Annotated in this window: 9 protein-coding genes; 4 read left to right on the plus strand and 5 right to left on the minus strand. The window is 35.1% G+C overall.

Features of this window, described 5'->3' with window-relative positions; translation table 11 throughout:
- Window positions 1–61: 61 nt before the first annotated feature.
- From DNC80_RS10595 to DNC80_RS10615, 5 genes are all read right to left on the minus strand, one after another.
- On the minus strand, window positions 62–1,867 hold the full coding sequence (locus DNC80_RS10595; RefSeq protein ID WP_255493224.1) for a glycoside hydrolase family 13 protein: 1,806 nt from the start codon (window positions 1,865–1,867) through the stop codon (window positions 62–64).
- 254 nt (window positions 1,868–2,121) lie between these two features.
- Window positions 2,122–4,425: a glycoside hydrolase family 65 protein gene (locus tag DNC80_RS10600; protein WP_182651199.1), complete on the minus strand. Its 2,304-nt coding sequence runs from the start codon at window positions 4,423–4,425 to the stop codon at window positions 2,122–2,124.
- A 103-nt stretch (window positions 4,426–4,528) separates the two neighbouring features.
- Window positions 4,529–5,182, minus strand: coding sequence for a beta-phosphoglucomutase (pgmB, locus tag DNC80_RS10605; protein WP_182651200.1), 654 nt, complete (start codon window positions 5,180–5,182; stop codon window positions 4,529–4,531).
- Window positions 5,183–5,187: 5 nt separating this feature from the next.
- Window positions 5,188–6,546 carry an MFS transporter gene (locus DNC80_RS10610; protein WP_182651201.1) on the minus strand — a complete coding sequence of 453 codons (1,359 nt, stop codon included), beginning with the start codon at window positions 6,544–6,546 and terminating at the stop codon, window positions 5,188–5,190.
- Between the two features lie 272 nt (window positions 6,547–6,818).
- A complete protein-coding gene (locus DNC80_RS10615; RefSeq protein WP_182651202.1) occupies window positions 6,819–7,838 on the minus strand; it encodes a LacI family DNA-binding transcriptional regulator in 1,020 nt (339 codons plus the stop codon).
- Between the two features lie 236 nt (window positions 7,839–8,074).
- Here DNC80_RS10615 and DNC80_RS10620 point away from each other — a divergent pair, with 236 nt between their 5' ends.
- The 4 genes from DNC80_RS10620 to DNC80_RS10635 all read left to right on the plus strand — a co-directional run bounded on the left by DNC80_RS10620 (window position 8,075) and on the right by DNC80_RS10635 (window position 16,452).
- The gene (locus DNC80_RS10620; RefSeq protein ID WP_182651203.1) at window positions 8,075–11,017 is read left to right on the plus strand and encodes a SusC/RagA family TonB-linked outer membrane protein; all 2,943 of its coding nucleotides are present in this window, start codon (window positions 8,075–8,077) and stop codon (window positions 11,015–11,017) included.
- A gap of 10 nt (window positions 11,018–11,027) precedes the next feature.
- Complete coding sequence (locus DNC80_RS10625; RefSeq protein ID WP_182651204.1) at window positions 11,028–12,638, plus strand: RagB/SusD family nutrient uptake outer membrane protein; 1,611 nt, start codon at window positions 11,028–11,030, stop codon at window positions 12,636–12,638.
- A 28-nt stretch (window positions 12,639–12,666) separates the two neighbouring features.
- On the plus strand, window positions 12,667–13,488 hold the full coding sequence (locus tag DNC80_RS10630) for a SusE domain-containing protein (protein ID WP_182651205.1): 822 nt from the start codon (window positions 12,667–12,669) through the stop codon (window positions 13,486–13,488).
- 75 nt (window positions 13,489–13,563) lie between these two features.
- Entirely contained in the window at window positions 13,564–16,452 is a 2,889-nt protein-coding gene (locus DNC80_RS10635) for an alpha-amylase family glycosyl hydrolase (protein WP_182651206.1), read from the plus strand.
- Window positions 16,453–16,538 lie beyond the last annotated feature (86 nt).

Consider the following 16,538-nt stretch of genomic DNA (forward strand, 5'->3'; position numbering starts at 1 on the left):
TTGAAACATATAAGTCATATTAGTTACTTTCAAATTTCTTAAATGACTTTTATGGTTTATACTATTTCAACTCTAAAATCAAAACCGATTTAGCTTCGATTTTTATTTCATTGTTAACGTCAAAAGTACGTTCAGAAATCACATCTTTTCCTGATTTAAAGTTTTTGATGTTCTCTTTAAAACGATCGGTTTTTATCGTTTTAGTTTCAGTACTGTTGTTCATTAGAACCATTACTGTTTCATCATTGTTGTATCTAAAATACACGTACACATTGTTTTCTGGAATGTAATGCGTCATTTTTCCAGTATGAATGGCTGTTTGTGTTTTCCTCCAATTGAATAATTTAGACGTAAAATCGAAATATTGCTTTTGTTCTGCAGTTCGTCCCGAATTTGTAAAAGCATTGTTGGTATCGCCATTCCAACCTCCTGGAAAATCTTGACGAATATCAGCATCACCTTTATCTTTATTTCCGGCCATACCTATTTCGCTACCGTAATACAATTGAGGTATTCCGCGAACAGTTGCAAGAATCGTCATTGCCATTTTGTATTTCCTAATGTCTTTTCCGAAAGTTTCATTGATGCGATTGGTGTCGTGATTCTCCGCAAAAATTAAAATATTGTTTGGTTTGGGATATAAAAAATCATTTGAGAAATTGTCGTAAAACCTCATCACGCCTTTGTCCCATCCTGCATCGTCCTCGTTGAATGCTTTGGCTGTGCCTTCGTAAAGTGTAAAATCCATCACACTTGGCAGGTTTGAGTTGTAATCTTGAATAGCTGCAATCTTACTGTCCTTTTGCCAATATGCCATTTGCGCCTGACTTTGCATCCAAACTTCGCCAACGATATTAAAATTTGGGTATTCATCGGTGATAGATTTTGTCCAAGTTGCAATTCCTGCGGGATCGGAGTAGTTGTAAGTGTCTACTCGAAATCCATCTAAATCAGCTGATTCAATCCACCAAATGGCATTTTGAATCAAGTAATTTAAAGTAAGTGGATTCTTCAAATTCAAATCAGGCATCGATGGTACAAACCAGCCGTCAATAGCTACTTTTTTATCAATTTCTGCTGCGTTGATATCATGAATTACTGTGCGTTTGTGATTGGTTTGTGTGTATTTTTCAAATTGGTTGATCCAATCTTTGGTGGGTAAATCTTTAATCATCCAGTGTTCAATTCCCCAATGGTTGGTGACATAATCCATCACCAGTTTCATGTCTCTTTTATGCATTTCAGAAGCCAATCTAGCATAATCAGCATTAGTTCCATAACGTGGATCAATTTTATAGACATCAGATTGTCCGTAAGTATGGTAGGAATGCTTAGCATCGTTGTCTTCGCAAAGTGGCGTGCTCCAAATGGTTGTTGCTCCTAAGGATGAAATGTAATCTAGGTTTTTAATAATTCCTTCAATATCGCCACCGTGTCTTCCACCAGGTAAATCTCTATTGTACTTTTCTTGAGTTGAATTTTCACTGTCGTTATTTGCGTTCCCATTCGCAAATCGGTCTGGCATCAGTAAATACATCATATCCGATGAGTCGAAACTTTTGCGTTGCGCTGAGTTTTCTCTTCTTTGCTTCAAAGAATATTTCTGTGTAAACGTTTCTTTGTTTTTACTTTTAAAGGTAAATAGAAAATTAGAGGCGGGTACTTTTTTGGTGTCAATGGTTACAAAAAGATAGTTTGGATTTTCTGTCTTTTGAACGGAGCTTATTTTTATCCCATTGGAAACCGAGACTTGATATTGATAAATGTCTTTGCCATAAAACAGAATCTGCAATTCTGTATTTTTCATTCCTGCATACCAAAACGGTGGTTCCATTTTGTCAATTTGAGCGTGTAGCGTTACAGACATAAAAAAAAGGAATAAGGTTATCTTTTTAAAAAAATTCCGGTTAGCTAAAGATAGAGAAATAATTTTGTCCATGGTCAATGATATAATTTTAAAAAGCGAGGTTAGAATAGCTGATGCTATGTCTAGGTGTATTCTGCTGTTAAATATGCTTAAGAATCAACATTATGTAAACAATCCCAATTGAAATTGGGATTGTTTTTTCCTAGTAAAGGACTTTGTAAATGATAGATTGTACTACAAGTTCTAACATTTTTTTATACTGCAAGTGCGTTTTCTGGAGAGACCATAACCTGCTCTCCGTTTATTACAATTGTCAATTCTGTATTGCCAACAATAGAGAAAGTAGTTTCTTTGTGATTGATATTCACAGTCAAAATTTGATTTCTGAAATTGATTTTAAACGAATATGCTGTCCATTCTTTTGGGATTTTTGGCGAAAAATGAAGTGTATTATCTTTAACTCGCATTCCGCCAAAACCTTCTACGATACTCATCCAAGTTCCTGCCATTGAGGTTATATGACAACCTTCTTCTACTTCCTTATTGTAATCATCAAGATCCAGGCGTGATGTTCTTAAATAGAAGGTATAAGCCATATCCATTTTGTCTAACAAAGCCGCTTGAATAGAGTGTACGCAAGGCGAAAGTGAACTTTCATGAACCGTAAAGGATTCGTAAAATTCAAAATTATTTTTTAGTTCTTCTTTCGTAAAATGATCTTCAAAGAAATAAAAACACTGTAAAACATCGGCTTGCTTGATGTATGGCGAACGTAAAATGCGATCCCAAGACCATTTTTGATTGATAGGTCTTTGGCTTTTATCCAAATCAGCTACGCGAACCAAATCTTTCTCTAGGAAACCATCTTGCTGTAAGTATACATTATGTTCTTCCGAAAACGGAAAGTACATATTGTCCGAAACTTTTTTCCAAGATTGTAATTCTGCGTCTGTGATGTTTACTTTTTCAGTAATTCTTTTGTGATCTGATGGATATTCCAGGGATACTTTCTGAATTTGTTCGTAGGTATAATCCAAACACCATTTTGCAATATAATTGGTATAGAAATTATTGTTTACGTTGTTCTCATACTCGTTTGGACCCGTTACACCAAGTATTACATATTGGTTTAAATTTGCTGAAAAATTCGCTCTTTGATGCCAAAAACGAGCAATACCAATAAGGACTTCAAGACCTTTTTCAGGAATGTAGCTGTAATCACCAGTATATCTGTAAAAGTTGTAAATAGCAAATGCTATGGCTCCATTTCTATGAATTTCTTCAAAAGTGATTTCCCATTCGTTATGACATTCTTCACCGTTCATAGTAACCATTGGGTATAAAGCTGCACCATTAGTAAATCCTAATTTAGTTGCATTTTCAATGGCTTTGTCTAATTGATTGTAGCGGTACGTCAACAAGTTGCGCGCTACTTCTTGATCCTTAGTCGCCATGTAAAACGGAATACAGTATGCTTCGGTATCCCAATAGGTAGAACCACCATATTTTTCGCCAGTGAAACCTTTTGGTCCAATATTCAAACGAGAATCTTTACCAAGATAGGTTTGGTTCAATTGAAAAATATTGAAACGAATTCCTTGTTGTGCTTTGACATCGCCATCAATAGTAATATCTGACATTTCCCAAATTTTTGCCCAAGCGTCAATCTGGTCTTGTATTAACTGCTCGTAGCCCAAAGTTAAGGCAGCTTGTATTACTTTTTCGGCAGCAGTGATAGTGTTTTCATGATTTAAAGAAACGGTATAACCTCCAATTTTTTGGATCGATGATTTTTGGCCTTGAGCCACAATTACATCGTAGCTAAATTGGATTTTATCTGTAGTAGCATCAATATTTGATGGTGAAATTCCTGTTTTTTCACCATTAGCTAAAATGCTGTTGTGCATGAACGTGGTTGCCTTGAAATGGGTTTTGAAGGTTTGAGCTGTTACAAAAGCTTCATTTCCTGATTTTTTTACATCAACCGTTTCCCAGAATTTTTCTTCCCAGTTTGCATCTTCATTTGTTACACCAGCATCAATATAAGGTTTGAATACAATTTTAGAATCCTTATTCAAAGGTGTAATTTCATAATTGATAACACCAACTTCATCCAAAACGATAGAAAGAAAACGACGAATATTTACCGAAATTTCAGTTCCATTTTTTAAGGTAGCTTCAAAAGAACGATGATACCATCCTTCTTTCATGTTCAATTCTCGACGAAAGTTTTTGACATCGGTACAGGTATTCAAATCGAATTTTTCACCGTTGATTTCAATGTCAATCCCAATCCAGTTTGGTGCATTTAAAACCTTTGCAAAATATTCTGGATATCCGTTTTTCCACCAGCCTACTTTTGTTTTATCTGGATAATAAATTCCAGCAATGTAGCTGCCTTGAAAGGTTTCTCCGCTATAATTTTCTTCAAAATTAGCGCGTTGTCCCATAGCTCCGTTGCCAATACTAAACAAACTTTCGGATGATTTTACACGTTCAGCGTCAAAACCTTCTTCTATGATGGACCAATTGTCTGGTTTTATATAATCTTGATTCATTTTATTTTTTGTTTAAAGTTTTATTCCGCTGCGCTCCATACAATTTGGCATCACCTCGGGTAAGGTTTCAAGTAGTCTCGAAAACTTTAAAATATATTTCGTTTTATTGTATCAATGTTGCAATGAATGCGGTATCAATTTCGGTAAAATCCTTAAAGATATATTTTGCCTCATGCAACGTAGATGCTTCTCCAATTCCGATGCTGGTCATATTCCCAATATTGGCCGCTTGAACTCCTGCTACTGAATCTTCAAACACGATGGAATTTTCTGGAGAGATGTTTAGTAATTTTGCAGCCATCAAGAAAACTTCCGGATCTGGTTTGGCATTGGTCACATCATTTCCATCTACAACTGCATCAAAATACGATAACAAACCTGTTTTTTCTAGAATGGGTCTAGCGTTTTTACTTGCTGAACCTAATGCTATAGGTTGTTTTTTTTCTTTTAAAAATTGAAGTATTGGGAAAATTCCTGGAAGAATTTCGCTTTCATCCATGTCAACTATATAGGATAAATAATCTTCATTTTTTTGAACTAACCATCGGTCTTTATCTTCTTGCGAAGCGGTTACTTTTCCTAATTCTAATATGATATCAAGGGAGCGCACACGGCTTACTCCTTTTAATAATTCATTGTGTTCGAGTGTAAATTCGATATTTAATTCATTTGCAATTTTTTGCCATGCTAAAAAATGGTATTTAGCCGTGTCAACAATCACTCCGTCAAGGTCGAATATAAATGCTTTTTTAGTCATTACTATTATTTTATTACATCATCAACATCTTTCACTTTTACTACTAATATTGCAGCAATCAAGAAGCTGACACCGCTGGTAACTAATGCAAATATGGCATTGTCATTGTATGCATATTTAACTAATGGTCCGCCAATTAAGGCATTGATAATTTGGGGTATAACAATAAAGAAGTTGAAAATCCCCATGTAAACGCCCATTTTCATTGGAGAAATTGATCCCGCTAATATGGCGTACGGCATAGATAAAATACTTGCCCAAGCTATCCCCACACCAATCATGGAAAGAATTAACCAGTTTTCATCGGGAACAAAATAGATGGAAATAAGTCCAAGTCCTCCAATAATTAAGGAGATGGCATGTGTTAATTTTCGACCTATTTTTTTTGCGATGTAAGGCAAAGCAAAAGCATAAAAAGCAGATACTAAATTGTAAATACCAAAAAGAACTCCTACCCAGTCTCCTGCGTTTTGATATGCTTCACTCTTGCTGTCTGAAATGGGTAAGCCATAAATATGATGGGCTATAGCTGGCGTGGTAAAAACCCACATTCCAAATAAACCAAACCACGAGAAAAATTGCACCCAGCTTAATTGTCGCATGGTGGTAGGCATTTTTCTAAAATCATCAAAAATGTCAAGTAAACTGGATTCTTTTGGATTTGCATCAACTACCTTAGTTTGCTGATGTGCCATTTCGTCTTCAAATTGTGCTAATTCCTCAGGTGAATATTCTTTAGTTGTAAAGATGGAAACCAAAATAGAACCCACAAGAATAGCAGCTCCAATGATGAATGATAAGATTAAGTGCATTGGTACTCCGCCATTTTCTTCACGGTTAGAAACGCCAAACCAATTGGTTAATACGTAAGGTAACCAAGATCCGATTACAGCACCAAACCCAATTAAGGCTGTTTGCACGCTAAATCCTAGTGTACGTTGGTCAGTACGTAAATTATCGCCCACCAAGGCACGAAAAGGTTCCATGGCAATGTTAAACGAAGCATCCATAATCATTAACATTCCTGCTCCCACCCAAAGTGCAGGCAAAAACGAAATAAAGATTTCGGCTTGAGGCATTAATATGAGACCAATAGAAGCTAACAAGGCACCCACTAAAAAGAAAGGTTTTCGTCTTCCGAATTTTCCCCACGTTTTATCACTGTAATGGCCTATGATGGGCTGTACAATAAGTCCCATTAGTGGGGCAATAATCCAAAACCAGGATAGTTCATGAACGTCAGCGCCAAAAATTTGGAGAATTCTGCTGGCGTTAGCATTTTGCAGTGCAAAACCCATTTGAATTCCTAAGAAACCGAAACTCATGTTCCAAATTTCCCAGAAACTTAATCTACGCTTTTCCATTATCGTAATTTAATTGTGATACGATAAGCGCTTTGCTTATCAAAACTTATCTTTTTTTTCGAAGTAAAAGTTAAAGCTTTGAGGGGTAAATATAAAAAGATATTTGGAACAATTGTTTTGCAAATAGAAATATCAGCAATCTTTTTTAACTACAAGGTTGTAGTAATGAATATAATACAAGAATTTTTAAAAAATCAATTCAGTTTTCAGCTGCAGTTTACAAAAAGGGACTAAAAACTGCAGCTGAAAACTGCGCCTAAAAAAGGATTATTTTATAAAGTAGACTCTCTTTCGATTAAGTGTGTTTCTATAATTTCGGTTTTGTAATTTTCATCCTCTTCATCTTTGGCTTCAAGTCGGTCAATAAGCATTTTAGCAGCTTTATTTCCCATTTTTACCCCACTTTGACTTACAGTGGTAATAGTAGGAGTAGAATATTTAGAAATGATACCATCTGTAAAAGCAATTACTGCTAGATCTTTAGGGACATTCAAACCTATTTTATTAGCAGTTTTGATTATTGTTACGGCAAATAGTTCGTTTACAGCAAATACCGCATCAATAGCCTTGTCTTCTAAGAGTTTACTAATGGTGATTTCACAGGTGTTTACGTCTTCAATTTTAAGGATTAGATTTTCATTAAATGGAATTCCGTTATCCAATAGCGCTTTTGTATAACCATCAGTTCGTAACTTGCCCACACTAACGTAGTCTACAGTAGTTACTAGGGCTATTTTTTTTCGACCTTTATCAATTAAGCTTTGTACGGCTTCATAAGCTGCTGCTTGATCATCAATAATTACTTTATCACATAAAACATCATTGGTAACTCTGTCAAACATTACAACCGGCATTCCTTGATTGATGACCTCAGTAATGTGATGAAAATCTGCTTTAAATTGGGTTTCTTTTGATAACGATATGATAAAACCATCAATGCTACCGTTTGCTAGCATTTCCATGTTTAATACTTCTTTGTCAAAAGAATCATCAGAAAGACAAATGATTACGCTGTACCCATGCTCATTTGCAACTTGTTCAACACCATTGATTACAGTGGAGAAAAAATGATGCACTATCTCTGGGATTATGATGCCTATTGCTTTAGTTTTTCGGTTTTTTAAACTTAGCGCAATGTTGTTGGGCTTGTAATTATAAAATTTGGCGAAAGCCTGAACTTTAAGTCTTGTCTCTTCGCCTATTTCAAGACTATTTCTTAAGGACTTGGAAACGGTAGAAATGGAAACGTCTAATTCTTTTGCAATTTGTTTAAGCGTTATTTTCCTTTTCATGATAGCATTTGGTATAATTTAATTCTCAATAAAGATAAAATTAAATTTTTAATATGGTAATTATACTCTCAAAATTTTCAATAAAACAGAAAGTTTTCAACACTATTACGTTTTCGTAACCTGATATTTTTTTTACCTTGTTGTGTGTATTAAATTTTACATAAATTTAACATTCGAAGTAATTGTTAAAGCTATAACGCAACCAAAACAAAATTAAATTAAAATAAACAAAAAGTATGAAAACAATTTATAAAAAGTTGTTGATTTTAGTACTGCTACTCCCATTTAGTATTCTGGCTCAGAGTACAGTAGGTGGAACTGTTGTTGATAAAACCACAGGTCAACCTATTCCTGGAGTAAATGTCAACGTTCAAGGTATTAAAAATGGAGTGTCTACGGATTACGAAGGGAAATACCAAATAAATAATGTAAAAACAGGCGATAAGATTGTTTATTCTTTTATAGGATATACAACGGCTGTTGTAGAATTCCTAAGTCAAAAAACAGTTAATGTGAGCTTGCAAGAAGATGCAAACCAATTAAAAGAGGTTGTAGTGCAAGTAGGTTATGGTACCGTTAAGAAAAAAGATGCTACTGGGGCTGTAACTGTATTAGGTACAAAAGACTTTAACAAAGGAGCAAACGTAACTGCTGAGAATTTATTAAACGGTAGAGTAGCTGGTGTTACTGTGAATACTAGTGGTGCGCCAGGTTCTGGTTCTCAAATTAGAATTCGTGGTGGATCATCTTTATTTGCAAGTAATGATCCTTTAATTGTTATTGATGGATTACCTATAGAGAATAATTCAGATAAAAACTTTGGTTCAACTTCTATTTTAGCTTCAATCAATCCAAGTACTATTGAGTCTATGACTGTATTAAAAGATGCTTCGGCTACTGCTATTTACGGGTCAAGAGCTTCTAATGGTGTGATTATCATTACTACTAAAAAAGGAAGTAAAAACTTAGCTGTTGATTATAATTTTCAATACGGAAGTGGATCACTTGATAAAACGATTCCAGTATTTAATGCAGACCAATTTAGAGCATTAATTGCAGATAAGCGTCCGAGTGATTTATCTAAACTAGGTACTGCAAACACAGATTGGCAAAAAGCAATTTATAGAAAAACTGATTATGTTGATAATAACATTTCTATAAGAGGAAACTTGTTCAACGCAATACCTACTCGATTAACTGTAGGTAATACGTACCAAGAAGGATTACGATTAACGAATACGTTCAATAGAAATACAGTAGGTTTAGCATTAAACCCTTCCTTCTTGAAAGATCATTTAAGAATAAAATTGAATGCAAATTACTCTAATGAGAAAAATAGATTTGCAGATAATGTAGAAGGTTCTGCTCTTCGTTTTGATCCTACACAACCTATTTACAGCGCAGGGTCTATTTATGGTGGTTTCTTTGAATATTACAACCGTATTGACAATAAATTATTTCCTCAAACGCCAAGAAATCCTGTTGCTCAATTGTTACAAACATTTGATAAAGGGTCTAATAATAGAGTTTTTGGTAACTTTGAGGTAGATTATAAATTTCATTTCATGCCAGCTTTACGAGCTGTAGTAAATGCAGGTTACGATCAAGCTGACGGTGAGAGATCAAAAGTTGCATCTTTATTTGCTGCAAGCAGCGGATCAAATAATGATATTCCTTATGGAACTAAGGAATTTTCAAGAAGCGAAAGAAAAAACAAATTACTGGATGCGTATTTAGTTTACAACAATACATACAAAGATTTAGTGTATGATGTTACTGCAGGTTACTCGTATCAAAAATGGGATTCCTTTAATTATGTTACAGGAAATACAAACGATCCAAATTTACCAACTGGATTGACAGGTTTTCCGCAAACGACCATTGATTTTGATAGAGTAAATGTTGGTTTCTTTGGGAGATCAAACTTGAATTTCAAAGACAAATATTTAGTAACTTTGTCTTATAGAAGAGATGGATCGTCACGTTTTGACAAAGACAACAGATGGGCTAATTTCCCAGCTGCTGCATTTGCTTGGAAAATTAAAGAAGATTTATTGTCAAATAACACAACGGTATCTGACTTGAAACTTAGAGTAGGGTACGGTATTACTGGTCAACAAGAAATAGGTAATAATAATGATTACCTACAACAATATAATCTAGGAAGCGGAAGCTCTCAATACTATTTTGGAACTGTTGCTTTGCCTATTGCGGTTTCTGCAAGACAAAGTGCTAATCTTAAATGGGAAGAAACAACAACTTACAATGCAGGTTTAGATTTTGGATTGTATGGAAATAGAATCACAGGTAGTGTAGAGGTTTTTTATAAAGATTCTAAAGATTTATTAGCTGATGTTGCTACTGCTGATGGTAGTAATTTTTCAAACAGATCTTGGCAGAATATTGGAAGCTTTACTACAAAGGGAGCTGAATTGTCTTTAAGCGGTGATGTTATAAAAACAGAAGCTGTAAACTGGAATTTAAACTTTAATGCAACTACTTTTCAAAGAGAGATTACAAAACTAAGTTCAGAGTTTATTAGAGTTGGAGGAAACATTGCAGGAACAGGAACACAAGGACAAGTTCACCAAGTAGGTTTTGCACCAAACTCTTTCTTGTTATACAAACAATTATTTGACACTGCAGGAAAACCAATTGAGAATGGATACGCTGACATCAATAATGATGGTGTAATTAACTCAAGTGATAAATATGTATATAGAAATCCAGATCCAAAAGCAACTTTTGGTTTTGCTTCAACATTAAATTACAAAAACCTTGATTTTTCTTTCAACTTGAGAGCAAGTGTAGGAAATAGAGTCTTTAACGCTGTAAATGCTGGAAGAGCTCAATATGATCAATTAGTAAGTGGTGCTACAGTAGGTAACATACCTACATCAGTTCTTGATACTAATTTTACAACAACATCAAATGTTGTTTTGTCTGATTTGTTTGTAGAAAACGCATCGTTTTTAAGAATGGATAACATCACATTAGGGTACACTTTCCCAAAATGGTTAGAAGGGAAAGCATCACTACGTTTGTTTGCTGGAATGCAAAACGTTTTTGTAATTTCTGATTATTCAGGATTGGATCCAGAGGTTGCTAATAATGGTGTTGATAATACAATTTACCCTAGACAGCGTTCTATTTTAGGTGGGGTTAATGTTAAATTTTAATAATTAAATCATGAAAAAAATAAATTTTATTTACGTACTATTCGCTTTCGCGACGTTACAATCGTGTACCAGTGATTTAGATGTAGTAGCCGAGGATGCCCGTGTACTTACTCCTGGGGAGTTATTTGCTACGCCTCAAGGGTACAAGCAAGCACTAGGTGGTGTTTACGGTAATTTAAGCTTAACAGGAACTGGTGATGCTGGTTCGTCTTTCTTACAAGGTATTGATGCTGGTACAAGTCAGTTTGGACGTTGTATGTGGTATTTGCAAAATTTAACTACTGATGAGGTAGTGTGGACTTATGAAAATGACGAAGGAACTGCTGAGCTTCAGCGTAATACTTGGACTTCTGCTAATCCTATTTTGTTAGGAATGTTCAGTAGAACGATGGCTGAGGTTGCTCTTGCTAATGATTTCTTGAGACAATCTACTCCAGCTTTGCTTAGTTCAAGAGGAATTACTAATCCTGCTGATGTTACTGAAATTAATGTATATAGAAATGAAGTGCGTGTATTAAGAGCATTTGCATACTATAACATGATGGACTTGTTTGGAAAAGCACCGTTTATTACTGAAAATGATCCTTTAAATTTTAAAGGACCTCAATATGACAGACAGCAGCTTTTTACTTTTATTGAAAAAGAATTGAATGAGGTTATTCCTAATTTGAAAGCGGCTAAAACAAATGAGTACGGAAGATTAGACAAAGCTATGGCTCAAATGATTTTGGCTAAGATGTATTTGAATGCCCAAGTTTACATTGGTACTCCAAAGTATGCTGAGTGTATGGCAAAATGTCAAGAGGTAATTGCTGGTGGATATACCTTAACTACAAAATACCTTGACAACTTTAAGGCAAATAACCACACTTCATCTGAAATGATTTTTACATTACAATCAGACGGAGTAAAAACTCAAAATTATGGTGCAACAACTGTTATGATTAACGGTCAAGTTGGTTCGGTTGAGTCTAATGGTGCTGAGTTTGCTGTAGGTGGTTGGGGTGGTGCCCTTAGACTTAGAAAGCAATTTGTTGAAAAGTTTGATGGTTCTCAATTTAATAATGATGAGAGAAAAACGTATTCTGCAGGTTCTAGACCTATTGATATTGCCGATTTGACCAATGCTGGACAAGGTTACATTTTACGCAAATATTCTAATAAAACAACAACAGGTGTTGCTGGTGTTAACTCTACTTTTGTAGATACTGATTTTCCACTTTTTAGATTGGCTGATGCTTACTTAATGTATGCCGAAGCTCAAATGAGAAAAGATGGTGCTACAAACACTAATAATGCTACAACTGCAACTGCTCAGTCATTAACTTATATTAATGCTTTAAGACAACGTGCAAATGGTGGAGCAACAATTGCAAATGTTACGCAATCACAAGTAAATCTTGATTTTATGATTGACGAAAGATCACGTGAATTACATTGGGAAGGACACAGACGACAAGATTTGATTCGTTTTAACAAATATGGTGGTGGATCTTACAATTGGGCTTGGAAAGGTAATATTGCAAATGGAACTTCTATTCCTTCTGAGTTGAATGTGTTTCCACTTCCTAGCGCTTCTATTACTGCAAATCCAAACTTAACTCAAAACACGGGTTACTAAATAATATTTAATTCAAAAAACATAAAAAATGAAAAATTTTAATAAAATAGTATTGGCTATGTTAAGTATAGTAGCCATTTCATGTACCGATGACATTCAAAATACGGATAGAGAGGCTGTAGCAGCAACTACTGCACCTGTATTATTGACACCAAAAGGAGATTTTAATATTGTTCTTTCTAAAGCTACCGAAAAAGATATTGCTACTACAATGGTATGGGATGATGCAGCTTATGCTGGAACTTCAACTGTTGTAAACTACAGTATTGAAATTGCAAAAGCAGGTACTAAATTTGCTACTCCAACAGTAGTAACTACAACTACAAGTCGTTTTAAAAGTATTACAGTTGCTGAGTTAAATGCAGCTTTAATTAATGGAGGTTTTATAGACAAGCAAGAAAACTTAGTTGATATTCGTATCAAATCATCAGTGGGTGCTACAGCAACTGCTGCTCAATTTTCTAATTCATTTACTATTAAAGTTACTCCTTACCGAGTACCACTAGCATCTTCACACTGGTTAGTTGGTGCTGCCACTCCAGGTGGATGGACATGGGATAACGATGCAGAAACTGAGTTTCCTCTTGTACCGGGTCAAACTAATGTGTACCAAGTATCCGTAGTATTAAAAAATGGTGAAGCGTTTCGTATCTTTTTAGGAAACAACTTTACAAGCAACGGAAATTGGGATTCAAGTAGAAACTATCCGTTTTATGCTAATGCTGGATATACTATTACTCCTGAATTAGTTAATGCAAATGATGGTGATAGTAATTTTAAATATACAGGTACAACAAGAGTAAGAGTCTTGAAGGTTGATGGCGTTGCTAAGACGATCACTTTAAATTAAATTTTTTTTTTGATAAAAAAGGGCTGTCATACAGATAGCCCTTTTTTTATTTCACTAAATCTAACTCTTTAAACCATGAAAAAAATTGTACTTTTTGTATTGTTTTTCTTTTCAATTGTCGCTTCAGCTCAACAACAAACAGTTAGCTATAGCATCAGTCCTCCTACTTTTGAAGAAACTAATTCTATAACCATTACCATCAATGGGAGTAGTGTAAATGAGTCTGCTTGGGGAGTAACTGGAAATGCACTATATATTTGGGCATGGTCTTTTGACATCAATGATGCAAATATTGTTGATTGTCCTACTAATGGTGCATGGACAGCATCTAATGAAGCGAACCGATTTACGTATGATTCGGGCTCAGATACCTACACAAAAACATTTACTCCAAACACTTTTTACAGTAGAAACGGAATCGGAAGAATTGGTTTTTTAGTAAAAGCTAAAGACGGTACGGGAGATAAAAAATCGCAAGATATAATCAATGAAGTAGGTTCATTTCAAGTAACATTGACTGCTCCTTCAGAAAACAGCGCAACTATCATTTCTAGTGGCGGAAGTTTGAATATTTCAGCTTTAAATTCGGGTGGTAGTGCGAGTTATGTATTAAAAGCAAACGGAGTAACAGTAAACACAAACCCTGCTACTGCTAACTACAATTTTAATCAAATAGGAATCACTAGTAATCAAAATTACGAACTTCAAGTAACACAAGGAGCAACAACAATTAGTAAAAAATTCAGCGCTATTGTAAACCCAAATGCTGCTAGCCAAGCCATACCAATGGGGTTGTTAGATGGTATAAACTATAATAATGCGGATGCCTCAAAAGCAACACTTGTACTTGATGCGCCATTTAAAGATTTTGTTTACGTTGCAGGAAGTTTTAATAATTGGCAACCTACAGACGTTTACGCTATGAAAAAGGACCCGACCTCGGGGAAGTTTTGGTTAGAATTAACAGGCTTAACATCAGGAGTAAATTACACCTATCAATACTGGGTTGTTGATGCTACTCCAATTGCAGGTACACCTTCTTTAGTAAAAACTGCAGATCCGTATTCGACGCTTGTATTATCTCCTTTTGATGATGGTGGAATCTCAGCAGCAAAGTATCCAAACATGCCTGTATATCCAGTAGGGCAAGAACGTGAGGTTACTGTTTTGCAAACGGGTAAAGCTCCTTATAACTGGAGCAGTGCTACTACCAACTTTGTGAAGCCAGAAAAAGAACAACTAGTTGTTTACGAATTATTAGTGCGTGACTTTGATGCTAATAGAAGCTATCAGGACTTAATTAATAAGATTGATTATTTCAAAAATTTGAAAATCAATGCAATTGAGTTAATGCCAGTGATGGAATATGAAGGCAACGAAAGTTGGGGATACAACACCTCATTTCACATGGCATTAGACAAGTTTTATGGTACATCAGATAAACTAAAAGAATTTATTGATTTGTGCCATCAAAACGGGATAGCCGTGATTCTTGATGTGGCGTTAAATCATGCTTTTGGTCGTAATCCTATGGTTCGTATGTGGATGAATGATCCTGACGGTGATGGCTGGGGTTCACCATCTACTGAGAATCCTTATTTTAATACAACAGCCATGCACAGTTACAGTGTGGGTGAAGATTTTAACCACCAGCAACCTAGAACGCAGAACTATGTACAACGTGTCATTAAACAATGGGTTGAAGAATATAAAATTGATGGATTTAGATGGGATTTAACCAAAGGGTTTACCCAAAATTGTCCAGCTAATGTGGCCGGTGGTCAGGAAAATTGCACTGGAAATAGACAGCAAGATAGAGTAGAGGTATTGCAAAAATATGCCAGTTATTCTTGGAGTTTAGACCCGAATCACTATGTTATTTTTGAACATTTAGGAGGTAATGATGAAGAACAGCAATGGGCAAATTACAGATTGAATGAAACACCTAGCAAGGGAGTTATGATGTGGGGAATTTTGACGGGTCAATACAACAATCTTACAAAAGGATTTGCAGGAAACATATCAGGAATGAACGCTTCCAGTAGAGGGTTTACAGCGCATCGATTAATGGGTTATGCTGAAAGTCATGATGAAGAACGTTTGATGTACAATAACTTACAGACCGGTAACAGTTCTGAGGCCAATCATGATGTTAAAAACTTGAATATTGCATTATCTAGAATGTCTGCTTTAGGAGCCGTTTCATTATTGGTTCCTGGACCAAAAATGATTTGGCAATTTGGGGAGTTAGGTTGGGACAAATCTATATTTTCTTGTAACAATGGAACGGTAAATACATCGTCTGATGGTACTTCTGGCGATTGTAAATTGGATACAAAACCACAACCGCAATGGACGGGTAATTGGCTTGGAGATACCAATAGAAGTAAAATTTACGATGATTGGGCCAAAATGATCACCATGAAAACAATCGAACCGGTTTTTTCTGGTACCGCAAGCATTGCAAACACGAGTTCGTTATACCCAAATATCAAAATTACAAACAGTGCTTTGGCTTCAAGCCAATTAAAAGATGTTTTGATTCTTGCTAATTTTAATGTAACCGCTCAAACAGTTCCATCTGGTTTTGCTTACACAGGTACATGGTATAATTTGATGGATAACAGTGAAATTGTAATTTCAAGTACATCACAACCAATATCTTTACAGCCAGGTGAGTTTAAAATATACGGAAATAAAACAGCTTCTTTGGCAATTGCCGATTATGAAAAATCACCAACGATTGTTTTGTATCCAAACCCAGCATCTGATTATTTTACATTGAATGGAACTATTTCTAAAGTTCAAATTTTTTCTATCACGGGACAATTGGTTAAAAGTTTTGATGCTACTAAAACAGCAGGATCTCAATTTTTAGTTAGTGATTTGAATCAAGGACTTTATATTGTAAAAACATTCGATGAGAATAATGTCATGAAGGTATTGAAACTATTGAAAAATTAATATTGCGTTGAATTAGTGAAAAACGGCTGTCCTTAAAAAGACAGCCGTTTTTGTATAAAAAAACTGCTCCAGAGATGAAGCAGTTT

Origin of the sequence: Flavobacterium sp. SOK18b, assembly GCF_014156605.1 — a bacterium.
Classification (GTDB): domain Bacteria; phylum Bacteroidota; class Bacteroidia; order Flavobacteriales; family Flavobacteriaceae; genus Flavobacterium; species Flavobacterium tiangeerense.